This window comes from Coleofasciculus sp. E2-BRE-01 (assembly GCF_040221695.1).
GTDB lineage: Bacteria > Cyanobacteriota > Cyanobacteriia > Cyanobacteriales > Coleofasciculaceae > Coleofasciculus.
This window is the reverse complement of the sequence record NZ_JAVKEA010000200.1, coordinates 77,254-98,434: the sequence shown is the minus strand read 5'-3', so window position 1 is coordinate 98,434 and position 21,181 is coordinate 77,254. Positions and strand designations below refer to the sequence as shown.

Genomic DNA, 21,181 nt, shown 5'->3' with positions numbered 1-21,181 from the left:
CTTTTAGCCCGAACTTTAGTTCAGGGCTTTAGTTCAGGGCTTCACTTAAGCCTTAAGCCAAGCCAGCAAAGCCCACATTTTATCGAACCCCATGAGTAAAACTGGTTTACGCCGCCGCAAATCCTTACCCTTAGTCTCGCGCCTGTTTCTCTCCCATTTATTGGTGATGATTGTCGGCGTGGGTTCCCTGTTAGTTATTAGTAAAGTTTCTTCACCGCGCTTTTTTATCTTACATCTGCAACAATTAGAAGGCAAAGGCGTTATCTTTCGCGTTGCCCGTACCTCCCTATTACAAGGATTTCAAAGGGCTTGGAATCGCGGCACATTTTGGTCGGTTATTGTTGGCACGACGGCGGCTGGGGGACTCAGTTATTGGTTATCTCGTCGCATCGTCAAACCCCTGACTCAAATCGAAGATATTACTCAACAATTTGCAGCGGGTAAGCTAGATGAACGACTTCCGCCCAGTGAAATTCCTGAAATTAATCAACTCGCCACCAGTTTTAACCAAATGGCAGTGAGTTTAGAAGATGTGGAACAGCGGCGGCGAGATTTAGTCAGTGATTTGACTCATGAACTGCGAACACCTCTGACGGTACTAAGGGGTTATTTAGAAGAACTGGCTACAGAACGGATGGACGCAACGCCTGCGATGTATCAGCAGTTGGCAAAAGAAACGCGACGGTTGGAACGATTAATTAATGATTTACAGGAACTATCGAAAGCGGAAGCGGGTTATCTGCCGATTAAAGTGGAACCCGTAAATGTGCGTCCCCTGTTAGAATCACTGGTACAAAAGTTTGCGGATCAGGTGTTGGAAGAAGGTCCGGTATTGCATTTAAATTGTCCGGATAAATTACCACAAATTTTGGCAGATAGTGACCGATTAGAACAGGTACTGGTAAATCTTTTAGGCAATGCGATTCGACATACTCAAACAGGTGCGATTACGGTTAGGGTATGGGTAGAACGGGATGGACGAAAAGGTATTATTCCTCGGTTATGGATTGCAGTAACCGATACGGGTATGGGTATTGCCCCAGAGGATATCCCTCATGTGTTTGAACGGTTCTGGCGGGCAGAAAAGTCGCGCAATCCGCACACTGGGGGAACGGGGATAGGGTTAGCTATCTCGAAGCGGTTGGTGGAATTGCAAGGGGGTGAGATTGAGGTGGAAAGTCAGTTAGGGGTTGGCAGTACGTTTCGGTTTTATCTGCCCTTAGCATAACTTTTATGTCACGGTAAACAGAGATTCAGTTCTTTCGCTACATTTAAGTTGTAGAGACGTTGCATGCAATGTCTCTACAAAATGATGCGTCCTAACCGCTATGGCGATTGCTATAAAACGGAAAACCGGTTAATAAATTTCCCTGGAGATGATCAAAAAAATACCTGTAGTCTCCGTGTAGGGGCGACCCGCTTGCACTAATTAGCAACTCTAGTTCACTTAATTTACTCGGGTCGCCCTCTCCTTAACGTCCTGTGTCAGAAGGTATTTCTTGACAAAATTTATTTCGCCATCTAATAATTAACGCAGTTAATGGGTAAACACCTCGAATCCTGAGCGTTCATGGTGCGGATTTGTAGGTTCATGCCCAAGTACGGAAGAGCCACAGTTATCTTTAATAAATATGCTGAATAAGCCCAGATTTAAACAATGCTTTCAGGTGGAAATAGTCGAACCAGAAACAGTATTTTTGTTATCGGAGCGAGGTTCGATTCAACTCAATCGCCATCTCTATCAACAATTAGTGCCGTTAATCGATGGGCATCATACGGTTGAGGACATTATTGATCAAATTCTCCAGTATCTATCTGCGGAAACGATTTCGTTTCAAGAGATGCTCAATACTAGCGTCATGGCGCGACACGCCCTGATGCAGATGGAACAGAAGGGATATATTGTTGAAAGTGAGTCTCTATTGCCCGACCATTTAGCCAGCTTCTGCGAGATGCTAAATGTTGAAGTTCAGCCGGCTTACCAGCGATTACAAACGACAAAAGTGGCAGTAATATGTTTGGGTTCTCTGTCTACTTCTGAGTTCCTAACTATCCTGGAGTCGCTACAGATTCAAGTGGCAGATCAGGGAGATATTGATGTCGTTTTAACCGATGACTACTTGCACGTTGATTTAGACGCATTTAATCAAAATGCCTTACAATCTCAACATCCCTGGATGCTGGTTAAACCTGTGGGGACGGTGGTTTGGCTAGGACCAATTATTGAGCCAGGAAAAACGGGCTGCTGGCACTGTTTAGCGCAACGCTTACGGGACAACAGACCGATAGAACACTTTATTCAAAAACAGCAGCACCGTTCTACATCGATACCGATTCCTTTAACGTCTTTTCCGGCTAGCGTACAAACTGCTTTGGGAATGGCTGCAACGGAACTCTTTAAATGGATTGTTCAGGGCGAAAATCAACGGTTAACAGGGGTTTTGGTTACTCACGATACCTTATCTTTAGACACCCGAAATCATCGTTTAGTTAAGCGTCCGCAATGTCCCAGTTGTGGACTGACGCAGACGTTGAATCGTAAACCCTTACCGATTATTCTGGGACACCGGAAGAAGAGTTTTACTACAGATGGCGGACATCGTTATTGTTCACCGGAAGAAACTCTGAACACTTATCACCATCACCTGAGTCCGATTACGGGTGTTGTGCGAGAATTGACTCGGTTAGAGACAGGGGTTAATCATTTAACTCATACTTATCTCGCCAAGCATCATTTCGCCACATTGTTTGATGATCTCAACACGTTACGCCAAAATCTTGGGGGTCGCAGTGCGGGAAAAGGTCGCACGGATGCTCAAGCAAAAGCGAGTGGGTTTTGTGAGGCGATTGAACGCTATTCTGGGGTGTTTCAGGGGGACGAAATTCGCGAAAACGGGAGTTATCACAGGCTGGGCGATCGCGCGATTCATCCGAATAGCTGTATGAATTTTAGCCCTAGTCAATATGAAACTCGTCAGGATTGGAATAGTAACTGTGTGGGGTGGTTTCAAAAGGTTCCAGAACCCTTTGATGAGGAACGAGAGCGAGAATGGACGCCAGTTTGGTCGTTAACGGAGCAAGGGTTTAAGTATCTGCCCACAGCTTATTGTTATTATGGCTATCCCCAAGCCGAAAAAGCGGAATGTTGGGCAGATTCTAATGGGTGTGCCGCTGGGAATACGATAGAAGAAGCTATCCTGCAAGGGTTTATGGAATTAGTGGAACGGGATAGTGTGGCGTTATGGTGGTATAACCAGATTCAACGCCCCAAGGTTGATTTAGAGAGTTTTGATCACCCCTATTTTCATCAGTTAAACGAGTATTACCAAAGCCTACATCGGGAACTCTGGGTGCTGGATATTACCAGTGATTTGAGTATTCCTGTATTTGCGGCGATTAGTCGGCGGTGCGATCGCGCGGTGGAAGATATCGTTTTGGGGTATGGCGCTCATTTTGACCCGAAAATTGCTATTCAACGGGCGTTGACGGAGGTGAACCAGATTCTTCCTTCGGTGTTAAGGGCAAATGCTGATGGCAGTACATTCTATAATCCTGGGGCTGATCCGATGGCGCTGGACTGGTGGAAAATGGCAACGGTGGCGAATCAGCCGTATTTAGTTGCGGATGAGAGTATGGCGGTAAAGGTACAGTCAGATTATCCGCAAGTGTGGAGTGATGACCTCAAAGATGATGTGATTCGCTGTCAGCAACTTGTCGAAAATCGGGGGATGGAACTGCTGGTGCTGGATCAGACTCGTCCCGATATTGGACTCAAGGTTGTCAAGGTGATTGTTCCCGGAATGCGCCACTTTTGGAAACGGCTGGGTTCGGGACGGTTATATCAGGTTCCCGTAGAATTGGGGTGGCTGAAAGCGCCGCTTCGGGAAAATGAACTGAATCCATTCCCGATGTGGATGTGATCCCATAGATTTAGATTGGCTATAACCCATCCTGAAAAATGAGCCACTTGGTTTATTAAGAATGATGTAGAACCGTTGAGTTTGCAGCCCATGTCGTTAATAATATTCGGTAAAAAAATAAATAGTGTAATCACGTTTACCGCTTGTGTAATCCACGAAAATACAATTGGAGATTCTAACTGATGAAAGACTGGGACGTAACAGACTTAGTGGAGTGGCATCGCTCGAAATCTACTACTGCCAAATCCACACTATCCCCAAAACCTAAAAAACATCCTTGTGACTACGAGACATTTGCCAACCAGTTACTGAAAAAATGTAGATTACTATCCCAACTTATTGCTACCTCATGGTTAAATAGTGACCAAGCCAAACAGATCAGGGAAATATTCACCCAAGCTACGGGTCATGATGATTCAGAATTGAGGCAGTTGTTGACTGGAAAGAAACCAAGCTTGTGGAAACAGTCTATTTTTGATGATGAAGAAATAGAACTATATGAATTCAAGATTAGTTGGAATTCCTTTGAAGGCAAATTAATTGAGAATGCACAAGCCGTTATGTCACAGACACCTCCTTACTTTACAATGATCTTGCCTTATCCTCCACGCCCTGCCCTCGGAGAGTTTACGGTAACTTACGAGCAAATAGAAGAATGGACAACGGCAACAATAGAAGAAGAGGACGGTTTAATCAAAAATCCCTTTCCTCCTTACCCCTATATCCCACTGACATCTTGCTAATGCAACACAGCGGAAATTTACCTAGGGTTCAAACTATATACACTTAGTCATGACAGTGGTAAGGGTGTAACGCTCTGTATTTTCCAATCCAACGAATCCCCCGCCCAAAGGATGGGGGATTTCGTATCATCAGTATCCCAGTTGAGATAAGGATTCCACAACCGTAACTGTATCGCCGCCAATCCAAGACTCAAAAATTATGCTTAACGGATATAAAATTATTGATGCAGATGCTCATGTATTTGAGCCGCAAGACCTTTGGCAAAATTACCTAGATCCTGGGTTAAAGCGGTTTGCCCTGACGCCACCACCAGATATAACAATTCAGGGCGAAAAAATTTACAGCAAAATTTCTAATGACGTTCACAACTATGCTGTAAAAAATATTGGACGCAATCACCCGGCATTGGGTATACCTAATGGTTTTGACTCAGAATCTCAAGTTAGGGCAATGATGCAGATGGGAGTTGATATCTCATTTCTCTATCCCAGCCTGGGATTGTGGGTGATGGGAATCGATAGCATGACACCGCAACTGGCTGGAGCATTTACCAGAGCCTACAATAATTGGTTACATGACTTTTGTAGCTATAACCCGCAAATTCTCAAAGGGGTGGGAGCAATCAACTTACACGATCCTGAAGAAATGCTTCCTGAATTGCACCGAGTTGTAGCCTTTGGTTGGAATGCCGTTTTTTTGCGCTCCAACCCCGTTAAGGGACGACTGCTGAGTGATCCCGCCTACGAGCCATTTTGGACGGAGTGCGAAGCGTTAGGGGTAGCGGTGGGGATTCATGAAAGTGGTAGTCACAGTCGTTTACCAACCACTGGCGCGGATCGCTTTAACACCCGTTTTGGGATGCACGCCTGCTCTCATCCGATGGAACAGATGATGGCATTGTTAGCGCTGATTGAAGGTGGGGTGTTAGAGCGTCACCCTAACCTGAGAGTTGGCTTTCTCGAATCTGGCTGTGGTTGGTTACTCTATTGGCTGTGGCGTCTGGATGAAGAGTATGAGGAGTTAGGTTGGGAAGTGAAGAATAACGTTAAAATGAAGCCGTCCGACTACTTCCGTCGCCAGTGCTTTATCACGATTGAGCCTTCTGAGCCTTATCTGGATCGGGTTATTCAGGATATTGGTGCCGATAACTTGATCTTTGGTTCTGACTATCCTCACATGGATCATAAGCAGGATATTGTGGAAAGAGCCGTGGCACTTCAGGCACAACTGGGTGAGGAAACGGTGCGAAAGATTCTTTGGCATAACCCTGTTCGTTTTTATGGATTGTAGCTATTTTAGTGAATTATGGCTAAAAGAGAAAAAAGCACGAAAATGTATTGGGTAATATATAAAATATAAAACAACAGTCCAACTGAATAACAATTACTTCTGTTGAAAAAAAATGAACTTCACGACTGACTATCAAATTCTTGCCAAAATATACGAAAGCAATAATTCATTAGTCTATAGAGCGATTCTCGTCCAAAATCATCAACCCATTATTATTAAGATTCTTAAAGAAGACTATCCCACTCCAGCAGAACTCAATCGATACAAGCAAGAATATGAAATAACCCGTTCCTTAAATCTGGAGGGTGTGGTTAAATCGTACAACTTACAGCGATATCAAAATAGCATGATTATGCTATTGGAAGATTTTGGCGGGGAATCCTTAAAGAAATGGATGGCAGAATTTCAGTTGAATCTGAAAGAATTTATCGATATTGCGATAAAAATAACCGAGGGCTTGGGCGGAATTCACGCTGCCAACATCATCCACAAAGATATTAATCCATCAAATATTGTTTATAACCCAAAAACAGGACAATTAAAAATTATCGATTTTGGCATGTCTTCTGTTTTATCGCGGGAGAATCCAGCCATTCGTAATCCGGATCATCTGGAAGGAACTTTAGCCTATATTTCCCCAGAGCAAACAGGCAGAATGAATAGGGTGATTGATTACCGCACTGATTTTTATTCTCTGGGGGTTACTTTCTACGAACTTCTCACCTATCAACTTCCGTTTAAAGCGACTGATGCGATGGAGTTGGTGCATTGTCATATCGCTAAACAACCGATCCCACCTCATCGCTTGAGAGGAGGAGCAAGTGAACTGGAGAGTAGGGGGATCAACGAGATTCCTAAAACGGTTTCTGATATCGTCATGAAACTGATGGCAAAAACGGCAGAGGATCGCTATCAAAGTACTTGGGGGCTAAAAGCCGATTTAGAAACCTGTTTAAGTCAATTACAAACTCAAGGAACGATTTTAGAGTTCACTCTCGGTCAGCAAGATATTTCAGATAAGTTTAAAATCCCGCAAAAACTCTATGGTAGGGAAACAGAAATCAAGCCACTGATAGAAACTTTTACTCAAGTGAGCCAAGGTACGACTCAGATGATGCTTGTTGCTGGCTATTCAGGTATTGGCAAGTCAGCTTTAGTGAATGAAATTCATAAACCTATCGTGCGACAGCATGGGTATTTTATTTCCGGTAAATTTGACCAGTTTAAGCGGAATATCCCCTATGCTTCTATCATTCAGGCTTTCCAAGAATTGATTCGACAATTGCTGGCAGAAAGTGAAGCGCGTCTGCAAACTTGGAAGCAATACCTGTTAGCTGCACTGGGAAACAATGGGAATGTCATTATTGATGTTATTCCTGAAGTTGAAATAATTATTGGTAAACAGCCACCCGTGCCACAACTGGGTTCAACTGAGTCTCAAAATCGATTTAATTTAGTCTTTAAAAATTTTATTGGCGTTTTTACTAAAAAAGAACATCCTTTAGTTCTTTTTATGGACGATTTACAGTGGGCAGATTTGGCTTCTTTGAAGTTAATTCAGTTGTTCATGACTGAACCCGATATCCAATATCTACTCATGATTGGGGCATATCGAGATAATGAAGTCAGTGGCACACATCCTTTGATGCTCACCTTGGAGCAAATTCGAAAGACTAATACAAATGTGAATACCATTACTCTTCAGCCCTTAAAAATAGACTGTGTTAACCAATTGATTGCTGATACGTTAAACTGCTCAAGAGATGTATCCCAACCTTTGGCTGATTTAATCTTTAAAAAGACGCATGGGAATCCGTTTTTTGTTACCCAGTTACTTGAAAATTTATATCAAGAAAAAATAATTTCATTCGATCAGAGTACAGGGTGTTGGCATTGGGATATCAACCAGATCCAAACTGTAGCCATAACTGACAATGTTGTTGAATTAATGGTCAGGAAAATTAAAAGGCTAGATCCTCAAACACAAAATGTGTTGAAATTGGCAGCCTGTATTGGCAACCGATTTAATTTGGATGTTCTCTCTGTCGTCAACGCCAAATCTTTGTCAGACACGGCTAACGAACTGTTGTCAGCTATACAAGAAGGGTTAATTATTCCGTTAAGTGATGACTACAAAATCCCCTTGCTTTGGCAGAAAGAAACCGAGTTAATTGATTCTGGTCAACCAGCCCCCTCTCTCTTTCCTGATCAGAAATATTCTATCTTGTATAAATTTTTGCATGACCGAGTTCAACAAGCTGCTTACGCTCTGATCCCCGATAACCAGAAAAAAGAAGTTCATCTCAAAATTGGTCAATTATTGCTAGCGAATGTTAAAGAAAATGAACTCGATGAAAATATTTTCGACATTGTTAACCAGTTAAATATCGGAGCCGAATTAATTAGCGAGCAGTCAGCCAGAGATGAGTTGGCTCAATTAAACCTGATAGCTGGGAAGAAAGCCAGAGAAGCAACAGCTTATGAATCGGCTGTTCGGTACCTAAAGATAGGGGTAGACCTCCTCTCCTCAGATAGCTGGGAGCATAAGTATGACTTAACACTGGAACTGCATATAGAAACGATTAAAGCTCAATATCTAAGTACGCAATTTGAACAAGCGGAAAAGCTTTCTGCGGTTGTTCTGAAACATACCAAAACCCTGATTGATCAAGTTAAGATGTATGAAATAAAGCTTCAATCCTACTACTCGCAACTACAATTCCAGTCAGCGATAAATACAGGACTTGAGATTTTAATGAAACTGGGAATAGTTTTACCTCAAAAACCAAGCCAAAGCCGAATAAAAAAAGAACATAATGCATTCAAGTTACTTTTAAGTGATAAGCCGATCAAAGACTTAGCTAATCTACCCGAAATGACGGCTGCTGATAAACTTGCAGCAATGAGAATCTTACTTGCGATCGCTTCGCCTACTTATATTACTAATCCGCCCTTGTTTGCGATGGTTGCCCATAGTCTAGCAACTCTTTGTGTCAAGTATGGAAATTCTAGTTTGGCTGTGGGGGGTTATATTAACTATGCTCTGTATCTATCTGGAGTCGAAGGTTATCAAGAAGATGCTTATTATTTTGGTCAGTTGTCTTTGCAGTTACTGGAAAAGTTTAATGCCCAGCAATTTACAGCAAGAGTTCCTTTAATCTATAATACTCAGGTTAAACATTGGAAAGAACACACTAGAACAACAATAAAACCCTTACGAGAGGGCTTAAATACCGGATTAGAACATGGGGATTTGGAGTATGCTGGCATGGCGGCAAATTCCTATTGTGCCAATTTGTTCTTTATTGGCAACAATTTGGATGAAGTGGAGCAACAGACAGCAAAGTATACTGAATTAATGATCAAGTTAAAGCTAGTATACTCTATACAATATTCCCAGGTTTTTCATCAAACTGTATTAAATTTACTCAATACCTCTGTAGAGAAATTACATTTAAGTGGCACGGCTTTTAATGAAACCCAATCTATCCCTAGATTAATAGAAGGCAAGAATTACTGTACATTATGTCATTTGTATGCCAATAAAGCACTATTGTCTTTTTTGTTTAAACATTATGAGCAGGTCATTAAAAACATTAGCTTAGGTCAATCCTACGCCAGTTCTGCTGCTGGAATGATAGCCCTCGTTCAGCTTAATTTTTACGAGTCAATGGGCAATTTTGGGTTATATATTAAAAACAAGAGTTTAGACAAAAAAGAATTAATTAATAAAGTTAACATAAATCAAAGGCGTCTGAAAAAATGGGCAGCTTATTGCCCGGAAAATTATCAGCACAAATATGATTTAGTAGCAGCCGAAAAGTCGCGAGTTTTGGGTAAACAAACCCAAGCAATGAAACTTTACGATCGCGCGATTCGTGGGGCTAGGGAACAGGGGTTTATCCACGAAGAAGCCATTGCTTATGAACGTGCGGCGGAGTTCTATTTCTGCCTAGGTAGAGACGAAATCGGTCAACTCTACCTAAAAAACGCCCACCATTGCTACACGCGCTGGGGTGCTAAAGCTAAAGTTAAAGCCTTGGAAGCAGACTATCCGCAAATTTTAGTTGGTGCAACCCATCGAACTGAAAGTAAAGGGATTAGCACCCGAATTTCTACATCGGGGAGTAGTGCTCAAGCCTTGGATTTGTCAACGGTGATGAAAGCCTCGCAAACCCTCACCAGTGAAATTCTGCTGGATAAGGTACTGGCTAAACTGATGAATATTGCCATAGAGAATGCTGGCGCACAAAAAGGGTTTCTGATTTTACAATCCCAAATTGAGCCAGAGAGTGAGCCAGGGGAATGGGTAATTGAAGCCGAAGGTATCGTGGATTCAGAAGCCGTTAATATTTTGCGATCGCGTCCTGTAGATGCTGTTGATCCTGACACCCAATTGCCCCTACTGTCAACCGCTATCATTAACTACGTCATCCACACCAAGGAAAATGTTGTCCTCAATGACGCCACCCATGAAGGACAATTTACCCGCGATTCCTATATCGTCACCACTCACCCCAAATCCATCCTCTGTACCCCCCTCCTCAATCAAGGCAAACTGATAGGTATTCTTTACTTAGAAAACAACCTCACCACCGACGCCTTTACACCCGAACGAGTCGAAACCTTAAAAATTCTGTCCGCCCAAGCCGCTATCTCCATCGAAAACTCCCGCCTCTACCAACAACTCGAAGCCTATAGCCGTAATCTGGAAATTAAAGTTGATGAAAGAACCCAGGAACTCCAAGAGAAAAACCAGGAACTCTCCGTCACCTTGAAAAAACTAAAAGCCACCCAAGTTCAAATTATCGCCCAAGAAAAACTAGCCTCCCTCGGTGCATTAACCGCCGGGATTGCCCATGAAATTAAAAATCCCTTAAACTTTGTCAATAACTTCGCCGAACTATCGGCTGAGTTAACCGAAGAACTCTTAGAAGAACTCGACAGTCAAAAAGAACGATTAGATCCCGAAAGCACCGAATACATCGAAGAAATTCTCAGTGACTTGGGGCAAAACGTGAAAAAAATTAACGAACATGGCAAACGCGCCGACAATATTGTGCGCGGGATGCTGATGCATTCACGGGGTCAAGGGAACGAACGCCAACTCACCGATATCAACACACTTCTAGCAGAATATGTTAATCTAGCCTATCACGGTATGCGTGCCAAAGACTCCTCGTTCAATATCACGATTGAAACCCACTATGACCCTACCATTGGTCAAGTTAATATTGTGCCACAGAATATTAGTCGAGTCTTTCTCAATGTCATCAATAATGCCTGTTATGCTGCCCATGACAAGAAAAAAGCCATTGGCGCAGGATTTCCCCCCACACTCTCCGTTACCACTCAAAATCTAGGCGATACCATTGAAATCTGTATCCGAGATAATGGCAATGGCATCCCAGCAGAAATCCAAGATAAAATATTCAACCCCTTCTTTACCACCAAACCCACTGGTCAAGGAACAGGTTTGGGATTATCCATTAGTCACGATATCATTGTGGGAGAGCATCAAGGGGAGATTAAAGTAGCCACTGAATTGGGCGAGTATACCGAGTTTAAGCTGATTTTGCCGCGATAAGTCTAGCCATGGCGCGTCTTGAAGGGCTAAAGCCCTGACTACGAACCCAAACTACCCTATAATTAATTCAGGTTGTCCTTTACTCTCAGCCTTTAAGCTGTTATGTATTTAAAGTGGGTAGAGGTCGTGAGCAAGATGTTTAGTCACGATCAAGATGATCCCAAGACAGACAAGAATTTCGTAATTCTTGACGTTAAGGGTTTAATGCCGAACAGCTTATCTTAATCCATATTGATTGAGAGGTAAAAATGATGAAAGTCATGGTAGTCGATGATGAAAAAGATGTTTTGCTGTTGTTTAGACAACGATTTAGAAAAGAGATCAGACAAGGCAAAATTGAATTTAATTTTGCTTTCTCAGCCAAGGAAGCCCTCTACTATCTTGAAATGGAAAGCAAAAAACAAAATTGTGTTGTCTTGATTCTTTCAGATATTAATATGCCGGAGATAAACGGCTTAGAATTACTTAAAACAATCAAAACAAAATTTCCCAACTTAAAAGTTTTTATGATTACGGCTTACGGCGACGACGAAAACTATCGCCTTTCCCAAGAATACGGAGCCGATGATTATATTCATAAACCCGTTGACTTTGACCAACTCAAAGAAAAAATATTTAATTTATCCACAAATTAGCAGACTGAAAACCAATGCCAGCCAAAATACTGGTGGTCGATGATGAACCCGACATAGAACCCCTAATCCGTCAAAAATTTAGAAAAAAGATTCGGCGACAAGAACTCCAGTTTAGTTTTGCCTGTAATGGTTTGCACGCCCTGGAAAAGCTACAGGCTGACTCTGATATTGATATGGTTTTAACCGATATTAATATGCCCAACATGGATGGGTTAGCCTTGCTAATGAAACTGGCGGCGGACTATCCTATGATTAAAGCCGTGATTTTGTCCGCCTATGGAGATATGGACAATATTCGAGCGGCGATGAATTTAGGGGCATTTGACTTTCTCACCAAACCCATTGATTTTCAAGACTTAGAAATTACCACCTACAAAACCCTTCAGCACGTTCAGCAAATCAAACAAGCATTAGCCCAAGAAAATTATCTCAAGCGTTTAGAAGCCGAAAACCTCCGCCTTAGCACCGAACTCGATATTACCCGACGACTGCAACAAATGCTGTTGCCTACAGAGACAGAACTGCGTCAAATTCAGGGACTCGATATCGCTGGGTATATGCAACCAGCAGATGAAGTCGGGGGAGACTATTACGACGTACTGCAACACAATGGCAAGGTGAAAATTGGCATCGGCGATATCACCGGTCATGGGTTAGCCAGTGGTGTCCTGATGCTGATGGTACAAACAGCGGTGCGGACATTGCTGGTGAATAATGAGACAAACGCGGTTAATTTTTTAAGTACCCTCAACCAAACGATTTACCACAACCTGCACCGAATGCGCTGCGATAAGACCTTAAGCCTCGCCTTAATTGACTATCATCAGGGGACTCTAACGGTGAGTGGACAACATGAACAAATGATTGTGCTACGCTCTGAGGGTAGGATTGAGCGAATTGATACGATTGATTTGGGGTTCCCCATTGGTTTGGCAGAGGCGATTGCCGACTTTGTGGCGGAAGCAACCGTAAAATTGTATCCCGGTGATGGAGTTGTCCTTTACACCGACGGGATTACTGAAGCCGAAGATATCAATGGGGTGCAATATGGACTAGAACGGCTGTGTCAAGTCTTAAGCAACAACTGGCACAAGTCAGCCTGTGAGATTAAACAGGCAGTGATTGACCAAGTGTGGCAGCATATTGGAAACCAGAAAGTTCATGATGATATTACCTTACTTATTCTTAAGCAGCAGTGATTGGTTATTTGTCATTGGTCATTTGTCATTGGTCATTTGTCAGGGAACAGTTAACCGTTAACAGTCCACAGGATAACTGATAACTCCCCCATCTCCGCCAGCGTCTCTAGAGTCCATCCTTATCAGGCAAAAACAATGCCAGCAAAAATACTGGTTGTCGATGATGAACCTGATTTAAAACTCCTAATCCGCCAGAAGTTTAGAAAAAAAATTCGGCGTCAGGAACTCCTGTTTATTTTCGCCCAGAATGGTGTAGATGCTTTGGAAAAACTGCAAGCTGAACCGGATATTGATATGGTTTTAACCGATATTAATATGCCCGAAATGGATGGGTTAACCTTGCTGACACACCTCGCCCAAGATTATCCCACCACTAAAGCTGTGATTCTTTCTGCCTATGGGGATATGGAAAATATCCGCAAAGCCATGAATCTGGGCGCCTTTGACTTCCTGACTAAACCCATTGATTTCCAAGATTTAGACATTACCACCCATAAAACCCTAAACCATGTGCAACAGCTCAAAGCCGCGCAACAGCAGGAGTATTTGGCACAGCAGGCACAAGCCGACTTATTAGAAAATCTACGCCAAGAAGTCATTGAGCGCAAGCGCATCCAAGAGGCGTTACGGGCGAGTGAAAGACAGTTGGCACAATTTCTAGAAGCTGTACCCGTAGGCTTATTTGTCGTTGATGCTGAGGGTCAATCCCACTATGCAAACCAACGGGCGCAACAACTTGTCGGAAAAGGGATGATACCTGGTATAACGGTTGAAGAGTTGTCCCAAGCTTATAAAATCTACGTCGCGGGAACCAATCAACTCTACCCCACCGAGGAAAACCCCATCGTGCGAGCCTTACAGGGGGAACAAGTCACTGTGGATAATCTAGAAATTCATCGTGGGGATCAAGTGATTCCCTTGGAAGTCTGGGCAACTCCCATCTATAATGAACAGGGTGAAATTGTTTACGCGATCGCAGCTTTTCAAGATATCAGTCTCCACAAGCAAGCTGAAGCAGAACGGATTCAGTTTACCCAAGCCTTAGAACAACAAAATGCGGCGTTGCAGCGCCTAGACCAACTCAAGGATGAGTTTTTAGCCAATACCTCCCACGAACTACGGACTCCCCTGAATGGCATTATTGGTATTACTGAATCCCTCATCGACGGGGCGGCGGGTTCCCTATCTCCAGTGCAAATCGCGAATCTGGCAATGGTTGTTTCTAGTGGGAAGCGCCTGCAAAGCCTAATTAATGATATTTTGGATTTCGCCAAACTGAAAAACCACGATATCGAATTACACCGCAAATCGGTGGACTTTCGCCAAATCACGGAAGTGGTACTTACCCTATCTCGCCCCCTGATTCAGGGTAAATCTCTTGAATTAAACAATGAAATCTCCACAGATTTCCCTGGCATTGATGGCGACGAGAATCGGTTGCAACAAATCATGTACAATCTAGTGGGAAATGCAATTAAGTTTACCGAATCAGGTTCTATTACCGTGTCAGCCACCCAGCAGCAAAATATGGCAGAAATAACGGTGGCGGATACGGGGATTGGTATTGCCCCGGATAAATTCGAGGATATTTTTAAATCCTTTGAACAACTTAATGCCTCGGTTTCCCATCCCTCTAGGGGGACAGGATTAGGATTAAGTATTACCAAACAACTGATTGAACTTCACGGCGGAACCATTCGAGTTGAGTCAGAATTGGGTCAAGGGTCGCGATTTATTTTCACACTTCCCCTCAGTTCCCAACCGATTGCATCTTCATCAGAATACAGGACGGACATCACTAAAGTGCGGGACTATAGCAATCCTTTTCCCAGTGAACCGTTGCCCCTGATGTCTAAAACTGGCGAGTTCACGATTTTAGTGGTGGACGATGAACCGATTAATTTGCAGGTGGTGACTAATCACTTATCTGTACACAATTATGCCATTGTTCAAGCTACCAGTGGGATGGAAGCTTTAGCTAAAATTGAGCAGGGATTTAAACCAGATCTGGTGATTCTAGATATTATGATGCCCAAAATGTCAGGCTACGAAGTCTGCCAAAAAATCCGCCAACGCTTCCCAGCCACTGAGGTGCCAATTATTATGTTGACGGCGAAGGAACAAGTCTCAGATTTAGTGGAAGGGTTGAGTCTGGGAGCGAATGATTATTTAACTAAACCGATTTCCAAGCATGAACTGATTGCCCGGATTAAGACTCACCTACATCTATCGAATATCAATAGATCGTATGGGCGCTTTGTTCCCCAGGAATTTCTCCGCTTTTTGGGCTATGAAAGCATTGTGGATGTGCGGTTGGGGGATCAGGTGCAGCAGGATATGTCGATTATGTTTGCGGATATTCGCAACTTTACGACTCTATCAGAAAGTATGTCTCCCCAGGAGAATTTTAACTTTCTCAATTCTTATTTAAAACAAGTGGGACCAATTATCCGTAAGCATCAGGGATTTATTGATAAATACATTGGCGACGCAATCATGGCACTGTTTCCCCAGACTGCTGATGATGGCTTAAAAGCGGCGATTGAAATCCAAAAACAAGTGACACGCTATAACCGCGATCGCGAAAAAGCAGGGTATCCCTCGATTACCATTGGCATTGGCTTACATACAGGCAGTTTGATGCTAGGAACCATTGGCGAACAGCAACGCATGGAAACTACAGTAATTTCTGATACGGTTAACCTAGCGTCACGCTTAGAAGATTTGACCAAAATCTACGGGGCATCAATTTTAATTAGTGGTTATACTTTGTTTTGTTTAGAGGATCAAAGTCAGTATCACTATCGATTTATCGGTCAGGTACAGGTTAAAGGCAAAAAACATTTGGTTCCAGTCTTTGAAGTTTTTGATGCAGAACCGGAGTATATTATCCAATTCAAAGAAAATACTAAAACCACATTTGAAGCAGGAATCGTTAATTTTAATCAAAATAAAATTGATGTAGCCTTGAAAATATTTGAACATATTGTAGCAATTAATTGGCGCGATAGAGCGGCGCTTAATTACATTAAACTTTGTAAAAGGACACGACCACAATAGCGTTAATACCAAGTTGCAGTCTAAGGTAGAATCTGTCATTCTGAGCAGAACCCTTCACGACCTTCGAGGGCATGGCGCGTGAGTTTTGAATGTAGGGGCGGGTTTAGGGACTGTAGGGGCGGGTTTAGGGACAATCGTAGGGGCGGGTTTAGGGACAATTGTAGGGGCGGGTTTAGGGACAATTGTAGGGGCGGGTTTAGGGACTAAAGACAGCTATCCACCAATAACTGAAAAACAAAACCCGCCCTGCCTCACCGATAACGGAACAACAAAACCCGCCCTGCCTCACCGATAACGGAACAACAAAACCCGCCCTGCCTCACCAATAACGGAAAAACAAAACCCGCCCTGCCTCACCAATAACGGAAAAACAAAACCCGCCTTTATGTATAATCTAATCTCAACCGTTAAATTGAATTTTGTCCACCCACTTAAAAGAAACAGAGAACCGATTTCAGCCTTACAGAGGAATCAGTTCTGGAAAATTCACCAACAGTTGTTCATCGGTCAATTTATCGCCAAATTGAGCCGGAGAAAAGTGAACTTGGATCGCTCGCAAGCGTCCCTGGTAATGGAGATTAATTAACGCTTTGAGACCCTCTTCTAGTGCCTCTATATCTGCCAAATTGGTTTCCAGTTCCGGCACTTCTCCCTCAAGCGCAACAGTAATCATCACAATTAAATTACGAGTGACGGGCAAAGATAGCGCTTCATTCTCCGATGAACACCCATTGAAATCAGGCTCACTCAAATACCGTTGGGCAGAGTCAGTAAATAACTCACTCACAAAATCTCCCGCCTCCCCTTCATCCCAAAACACATCCCCTTCATTCGCCGCCGATTGCCAATAGGTATTGTACTGTAAGAGGTTCTGGCAAATATCCACCAGTCCTTCACCGAGAACGCCTAAGTCTCCGTCGGATTCAACCGCATCTCGCGCCGCCCGATTCAGCACTCCCAATAACGGTGCGACTTCTGTACCATTTAAATGAACAAACAACCGACAGACAACCAGTCGGGTTTTGCCACTCAGTTTATTGAAGCGATCGCGCCAAGAACTCATAGACTGCTCCTCTACCGACTTCACAGGAAATTACATGTAACATTTATCGATTAAGATAGTAACATAAACTGCCCACTGTTCCATTTTATAACGTATTATTTATTAAGCCTCTTTTGTTTTAACACTATGACACCGAGTCTACTCTTTACTATCGCGAATCTCTTCGTTTTACCCTTCTGGTTACTGATGATTCTGCTTCCTAACTGGGGGATTACCCGAAAAGTTATGGAATCCTATCTGCCGTTTGTCCCATTAGTGGGGTTGTACATCTACTTCTTTGCCAACAGCCTTACACCCGAATCTGCCCAAGCCTTATCCAATCCCCAGCTTGCTGATATTGCCCGCTTCTTTGGAGACGAAATCATCGCCGCCGCCGGATGGACTCACTTTTTAGTCTTGGATTTGTTTGTGGGGCGGTGGATTTACTGGGAAGGGCAACGGACTGGGTTGTGGACTATTCATTCTCTGGTTCTCTGTTTATTTGCTGGACCCATTGGATTGTTGTCTCATATTTTGACAGTTTGGATTACCCAAAAATTATCGACGGGTTCGGAAACAGAATCGACGACTGCCTCAACGCCTAGTTCATAGATTAAGTAGTCGTACATCAATAAGGTTAACTGTATTAAGTTTCATGAACATGCCCAATCGGTGCGCTTTCAGCGATCGCTGATTTTTGCAAAAGTTGCCGCAGCGCACCGTTTACTTTTGTCGGACTACTTCAGAGAGACATAATCCCTATCAGAGAGACATAATCCCATTTTCATTGCATCATGCAATTAATGAGGTGATGAAGAGATGAGGGAAACGGAGCAATGAAGCGAATGATAGGTGACGTGCTTTCTTGAAAATCGTCTAATTCTTCCATTCATATCCCAATTCTTACCTGGCTTCAACCTCCTAAGGTCGTATTTTTTCTTTATTCTTGAACGAATAGGTTTGTAACTTATTGTATATTTTTCGTCTATATGCCACTAAAGTTGGATCACTTATGCCGAAGATTTAGATTAAATCGAATTAGTACAACGCGGCGGAACTATATCAAAATAAATGAAATATCGGTAAGACAAGCATTTTAAAAATTGAATTCCGTGCAGCGGTATGAGTTGATAATTTTTCAAAATCTCATGAAGCAGCAAAAAATGAATAGATACCTTATTCCTAGTTTTGCACTTGGGGCATTCGTGTTTGGTGTGGGTCAAGCTCAAGCCGCCCAAGTGACGATTGATGATTTTAACACGTTTGATCAAAGTGTCGAAGTCCTGGGTAGTCCTGATACTATGGCGATGAACACTATGATGAATGGAGACAACAACATAATTGGTGGAGAGCGCAAGATCAAATTAACAATAGATGAGAATGAGTTTGACGACCCGGAGCTGGGTGCGATTGTAAGCATAGTAGATGGTTTTGCAACCATTAGTAACGATGCTGGAATTGAAAGTACGACGGTGTTTACATGGGATGGAACCGACACTAGTCCTCTGAATGCTGATCTAACTGGGGGAGGTATGAATCAGTTCTTCCGTTTAGATATTGACAGTGTCGATTTGACGGCAAAGCTAGCATTAGACGTGATAGACAGTGAAGGTGATATGGCAAGCCTGACGAAGACAGGACTGAGTGAAGGGAGTGCTATCTTCAATTTCAATGCGTTTAACAATTTTGCGGCTACAGATTTCAGTAGGGCAGAATCAGTATCCTTGACGGTTGGAGGACCCCAAGAGGTTGATTTTGCGGCAGATTCTCTTGTCGCTACCGTCCCCGAACCGCTGACTATCCTGGGTTCAGGTTTAGCCCTAGGATTTGGCGCCTTGTTTAAAAAAGAGTCTTCCAGAAAGCGCCAAAAAGCCCAGTCCAAGAATTAAGGCATAGACCAATCAAGTAACGTACTGGTTTTCTTGTCCTTAAGTTCCCCCATCTTCAACATAAGTTGTCCTAGCGCCAAAAACCGCGATCGCAACGCCTCCTAATAGAACGGCTGCACCCACTAGCACAAAGCGTCCGGGGAGTTCCTGAAAAACGAGATACCCCAAAAAACTAGAGACAACGGGTTCCCATAAAATCGCTAGGGTAACCAAGGTGGGAGACACCCAGCGCACTGCCCAGTTAAAGCTAGTATGCCCAACTAATTGAGGCAATACTGCCATTAGCAAAACATAAAGATAAACGGCACGCGGATAGCCAAGGTAGCCAACACCAAAGATTAAGGGTAGGGGCAATAAAACCAGTGCGCCAGTGCTATAGGCGATGGCTATATAACTACCAATTCCCAAACCACGCCGCTGTGCTTCTCGACCTAACAATAAATATAAACTAACGATTACAGCACCAATTAAGGCAAGACTATTGCCCAAGGCGGGATTAGAACTCACGTTAACCGTTTCTTGATCCCCTAATGCAATGAGGACACCGCCGATAAAGGCAATACCAATTCCCAGTAGGGTTAACCGAGAAGGTTTTTCCTTAAACCATAGCCAAGATAGCAAAGCTACCCAGATGGGATTGGTGGTGACTAGAGTCGTAGAAGCGGCAATTGACGTGAAGGATAGAGACGTAATCCAGGCGGCAAAATGCAGGGCAAGACAAATCCCAGCCCCCACAGCATAATGGAAGGCACCGGGACTAAGCTGATTAGATCCTAGGTTTCGCCAAGCGGGTACTATTAATAAAGATGCCAGAGTTAGTCGAGAAGCCGACAGAAACAGGCTAAATCCAACGCCACTCAAGTCAGCCGCCGTATTCGCTAAACGAATAAAAATGGCGGCACTGGAAACTGCCAAGACACCAGCGACTAACACCAGTCCCACCTGCCACGGTAACGGTTGCTTGGACGTTTTCACAATTTGATGCTCCCGATTCCATACTTGGAGTTTAGAGCAAGAGTGACGCTTTTTTGGCATCTACGGCAAAAGGCAGAAGGCGTCAGGGCAGCAATAAGCTGTTCGGCATTTAAACCTTAATATCAATAATGGCGAAATCCTTGTAGTGCGAGCATCTTGCTCGCTACCCATTCCTAAACTTGTGTTATACCGTTGAATGAGTGTGAGTAATCTATCTGAACTCAAGTGACAAGCGACGTTTATCGGCATAAGCAAAAGCTCTTTGATCGGTGGGCACCAAACTACGACCTGCTGTTTACCACAATTTTCTACCAAGCCGTTCACCAACGGTTGTTGGAGTACGTCGAACTACCGGAAAATCCGAATGTGCTTGATCTCGGTTGCGGTACGGGTCGATTATTGCATCGCCTTGCCACCCAGTTCCCGACTCTCCAGGGTACAGGACTTGATTTATCCTCCCAAATGCTGCGTCAAGCCCGACAGCGCAATCAGCATCGACCGCGACTTATTTTCAAACAGGGAAATGCTGAGTCTTTACCCTTTGCTGAGGGTCAATTTGATGCGGTGTTTAATACAATTAGTTTTCTGCATTACCCTCAACCTCAACAGGTGTTCTCCGAGGTGAATCGAGTTCTGCGACAGGGGGGACATTTTTATCTGGTTGACTACATCGGACACCAAAAAACAGTGACCCTTTCTATTCCTTTATTTTCTAATAACCTTCGCTTCTATAGTCGAGAGCAACGCGAACAATTTGGTCGGGTAGCCGGGATGGAATACTTGGGACATCATTTTCTTTTAGGACCTGTGATGCTAACGATTTTTCAACGCATTGGTTGA

Annotated in this window: 14 protein-coding genes; 12 read left to right on the top strand and 2 right to left on the bottom strand. The window is 43.4% G+C overall.

Annotation, left to right across the window (positions count from 1 at the left end):
* The first annotated feature begins 91 nt into the window (after positions 1-91).
* The 9 genes from RIG66_RS25660 (at position 92) to RIG66_RS25620 (ending at position 16,730) form a co-directional block, all read left to right on the top strand.
* Positions 92-1,228 (top strand): sensor histidine kinase, encoded by a 1,137-nt coding sequence (locus tag RIG66_RS25660; RefSeq protein ID WP_446381651.1) that lies wholly within the window; start codon positions 92-94, stop codon positions 1,226-1,228.
* 403 nt (positions 1,229-1,631) lie between these two features.
* The gene (locus RIG66_RS25655; protein WP_446381649.1) at positions 1,632-3,920 is read left to right on the top strand and encodes a TOMM precursor leader peptide-binding protein; all 2,289 of its coding nucleotides are present in this window, start codon (positions 1,632-1,634) and stop codon (positions 3,918-3,920) included.
* Between the two features lie 182 nt (positions 3,921-4,102).
* Positions 4,103-4,663, top strand: coding sequence for a hypothetical protein (locus tag RIG66_RS25650; RefSeq protein ID WP_446381647.1), 561 nt, complete (start codon positions 4,103-4,105; stop codon positions 4,661-4,663).
* A gap of 199 nt (positions 4,664-4,862) precedes the next feature.
* Entirely contained in the window at positions 4,863-5,954 is a 1,092-nt protein-coding gene (locus RIG66_RS25645; RefSeq protein ID WP_446381645.1) for an amidohydrolase family protein, read from the top strand.
* Between the two features lie 112 nt (positions 5,955-6,066).
* Positions 6,067-11,541, top strand: a complete 5,475-nt coding sequence (locus RIG66_RS25640) for a trifunctional serine/threonine-protein kinase/ATP-binding protein/sensor histidine kinase (protein WP_446381643.1) — start codon at positions 6,067-6,069, stop codon at positions 11,539-11,541.
* Between the two features lie 251 nt (positions 11,542-11,792).
* The gene (locus RIG66_RS25635) at positions 11,793-12,176 is read left to right on the top strand and encodes a response regulator (protein ID WP_446381869.1); all 384 of its coding nucleotides are present in this window, start codon (positions 11,793-11,795) and stop codon (positions 12,174-12,176) included.
* Between the two features lie 14 nt (positions 12,177-12,190).
* A complete protein-coding gene (locus RIG66_RS25630) occupies positions 12,191-13,375 on the top strand; it encodes a SpoIIE family protein phosphatase (RefSeq protein ID WP_446381641.1) in 1,185 nt (394 codons plus the stop codon).
* Positions 13,376-13,510: 135 nt separating this feature from the next.
* A complete protein-coding gene (locus RIG66_RS25625; RefSeq protein WP_446381639.1) occupies positions 13,511-16,435 on the top strand; it encodes a response regulator in 2,925 nt (974 codons plus the stop codon).
* An 85-nt stretch (positions 16,436-16,520) separates the two neighbouring features.
* Positions 16,521-16,730 carry a glycine zipper family protein gene (locus RIG66_RS25620; protein ID WP_446381637.1) on the top strand — a complete coding sequence of 70 codons (210 nt, stop codon included), beginning with the start codon at positions 16,521-16,523 and terminating at the stop codon, positions 16,728-16,730.
* A gap of 165 nt (positions 16,731-16,895) precedes the next feature.
* On the opposite strand, the gene RIG66_RS25615 is transcribed toward RIG66_RS25620, so the two are convergent.
* Positions 16,896-17,498, bottom strand: a complete 603-nt coding sequence (locus RIG66_RS25615) for a DUF1517 domain-containing protein (protein WP_446381635.1) — start codon at positions 17,496-17,498, stop codon at positions 16,896-16,898.
* A 126-nt stretch (positions 17,499-17,624) separates the two neighbouring features.
* On the opposite strand from RIG66_RS25615, the gene RIG66_RS25610 reads away from it, so the two are divergent.
* Both RIG66_RS25610 and RIG66_RS25605 read left to right on the top strand, forming a co-directional pair.
* Positions 17,625-18,089: an ABA4-like family protein gene (locus tag RIG66_RS25610; protein WP_446381633.1), complete on the top strand. Its 465-nt coding sequence runs from the start codon at positions 17,625-17,627 to the stop codon at positions 18,087-18,089.
* A 536-nt stretch (positions 18,090-18,625) separates the two neighbouring features.
* Positions 18,626-19,366, top strand: a complete 741-nt coding sequence (locus RIG66_RS25605) for a PEP-CTERM sorting domain-containing protein (protein WP_446381631.1) — start codon at positions 18,626-18,628, stop codon at positions 19,364-19,366.
* Between the two features lie 39 nt (positions 19,367-19,405).
* Here the strand turns inward: RIG66_RS25605 and RIG66_RS25600 are convergent, their stop codons facing one another.
* Positions 19,406-20,341, bottom strand: coding sequence for a DMT family transporter (locus RIG66_RS25600; RefSeq protein WP_446381629.1), 936 nt, complete (start codon positions 20,339-20,341; stop codon positions 19,406-19,408).
* 225 nt (positions 20,342-20,566) lie between these two features.
* On the opposite strand from RIG66_RS25600, the gene RIG66_RS25595 reads away from it, so the two are divergent.
* Entirely contained in the window at positions 20,567-21,181 is a 615-nt protein-coding gene (locus RIG66_RS25595) for a class I SAM-dependent methyltransferase (protein ID WP_446381627.1), read from the top strand.

Excerpts from the sequence above, each read along its gene's own strand:
- RIG66_RS25655 (WP_446381649.1), top strand. The coding sequence starts at position 1,632 with ATGCTGAATAAGCCCAGATTTAAACAATGCTTTCAGGTGGAAATAGTC.
- RIG66_RS25635 (WP_446381869.1), top strand. The coding sequence starts at position 11,793 with ATGAAAGTCATGGTAGTCGATGATGAAAAAGATGTTTTGCTGTTGTTT.
- RIG66_RS25640 (WP_446381643.1), top strand. The coding sequence starts at position 6,067 with ATGAACTTCACGACTGACTATCAAATTCTTGCCAAAATATACGAAAGC.
- RIG66_RS25630 (WP_446381641.1), top strand. The coding sequence starts at position 12,191 with ATGCCAGCCAAAATACTGGTGGTCGATGATGAACCCGACATAGAACCC.
- RIG66_RS25605 (WP_446381631.1), top strand. The coding sequence starts at position 18,626 with ATGAAGCAGCAAAAAATGAATAGATACCTTATTCCTAGTTTTGCACTT.
- RIG66_RS25615 (WP_446381635.1), bottom strand. The coding sequence starts at position 17,498 with ATGAGTTCTTGGCGCGATCGCTTCAATAAACTGAGTGGCAAAACCCGA.
- RIG66_RS25645 (WP_446381645.1), top strand. The coding sequence starts at position 4,863 with ATGCTTAACGGATATAAAATTATTGATGCAGATGCTCATGTATTTGAG.
- RIG66_RS25625 (WP_446381639.1), top strand. The coding sequence starts at position 13,511 with ATGCCAGCAAAAATACTGGTTGTCGATGATGAACCTGATTTAAAACTC.
- RIG66_RS25610 (WP_446381633.1), top strand. The coding sequence starts at position 17,625 with ATGACACCGAGTCTACTCTTTACTATCGCGAATCTCTTCGTTTTACCC.
- RIG66_RS25650 (WP_446381647.1), top strand. The coding sequence starts at position 4,103 with ATGAAAGACTGGGACGTAACAGACTTAGTGGAGTGGCATCGCTCGAAA.
- RIG66_RS25660 (WP_446381651.1), top strand. The coding sequence starts at position 92 with ATGAGTAAAACTGGTTTACGCCGCCGCAAATCCTTACCCTTAGTCTCG.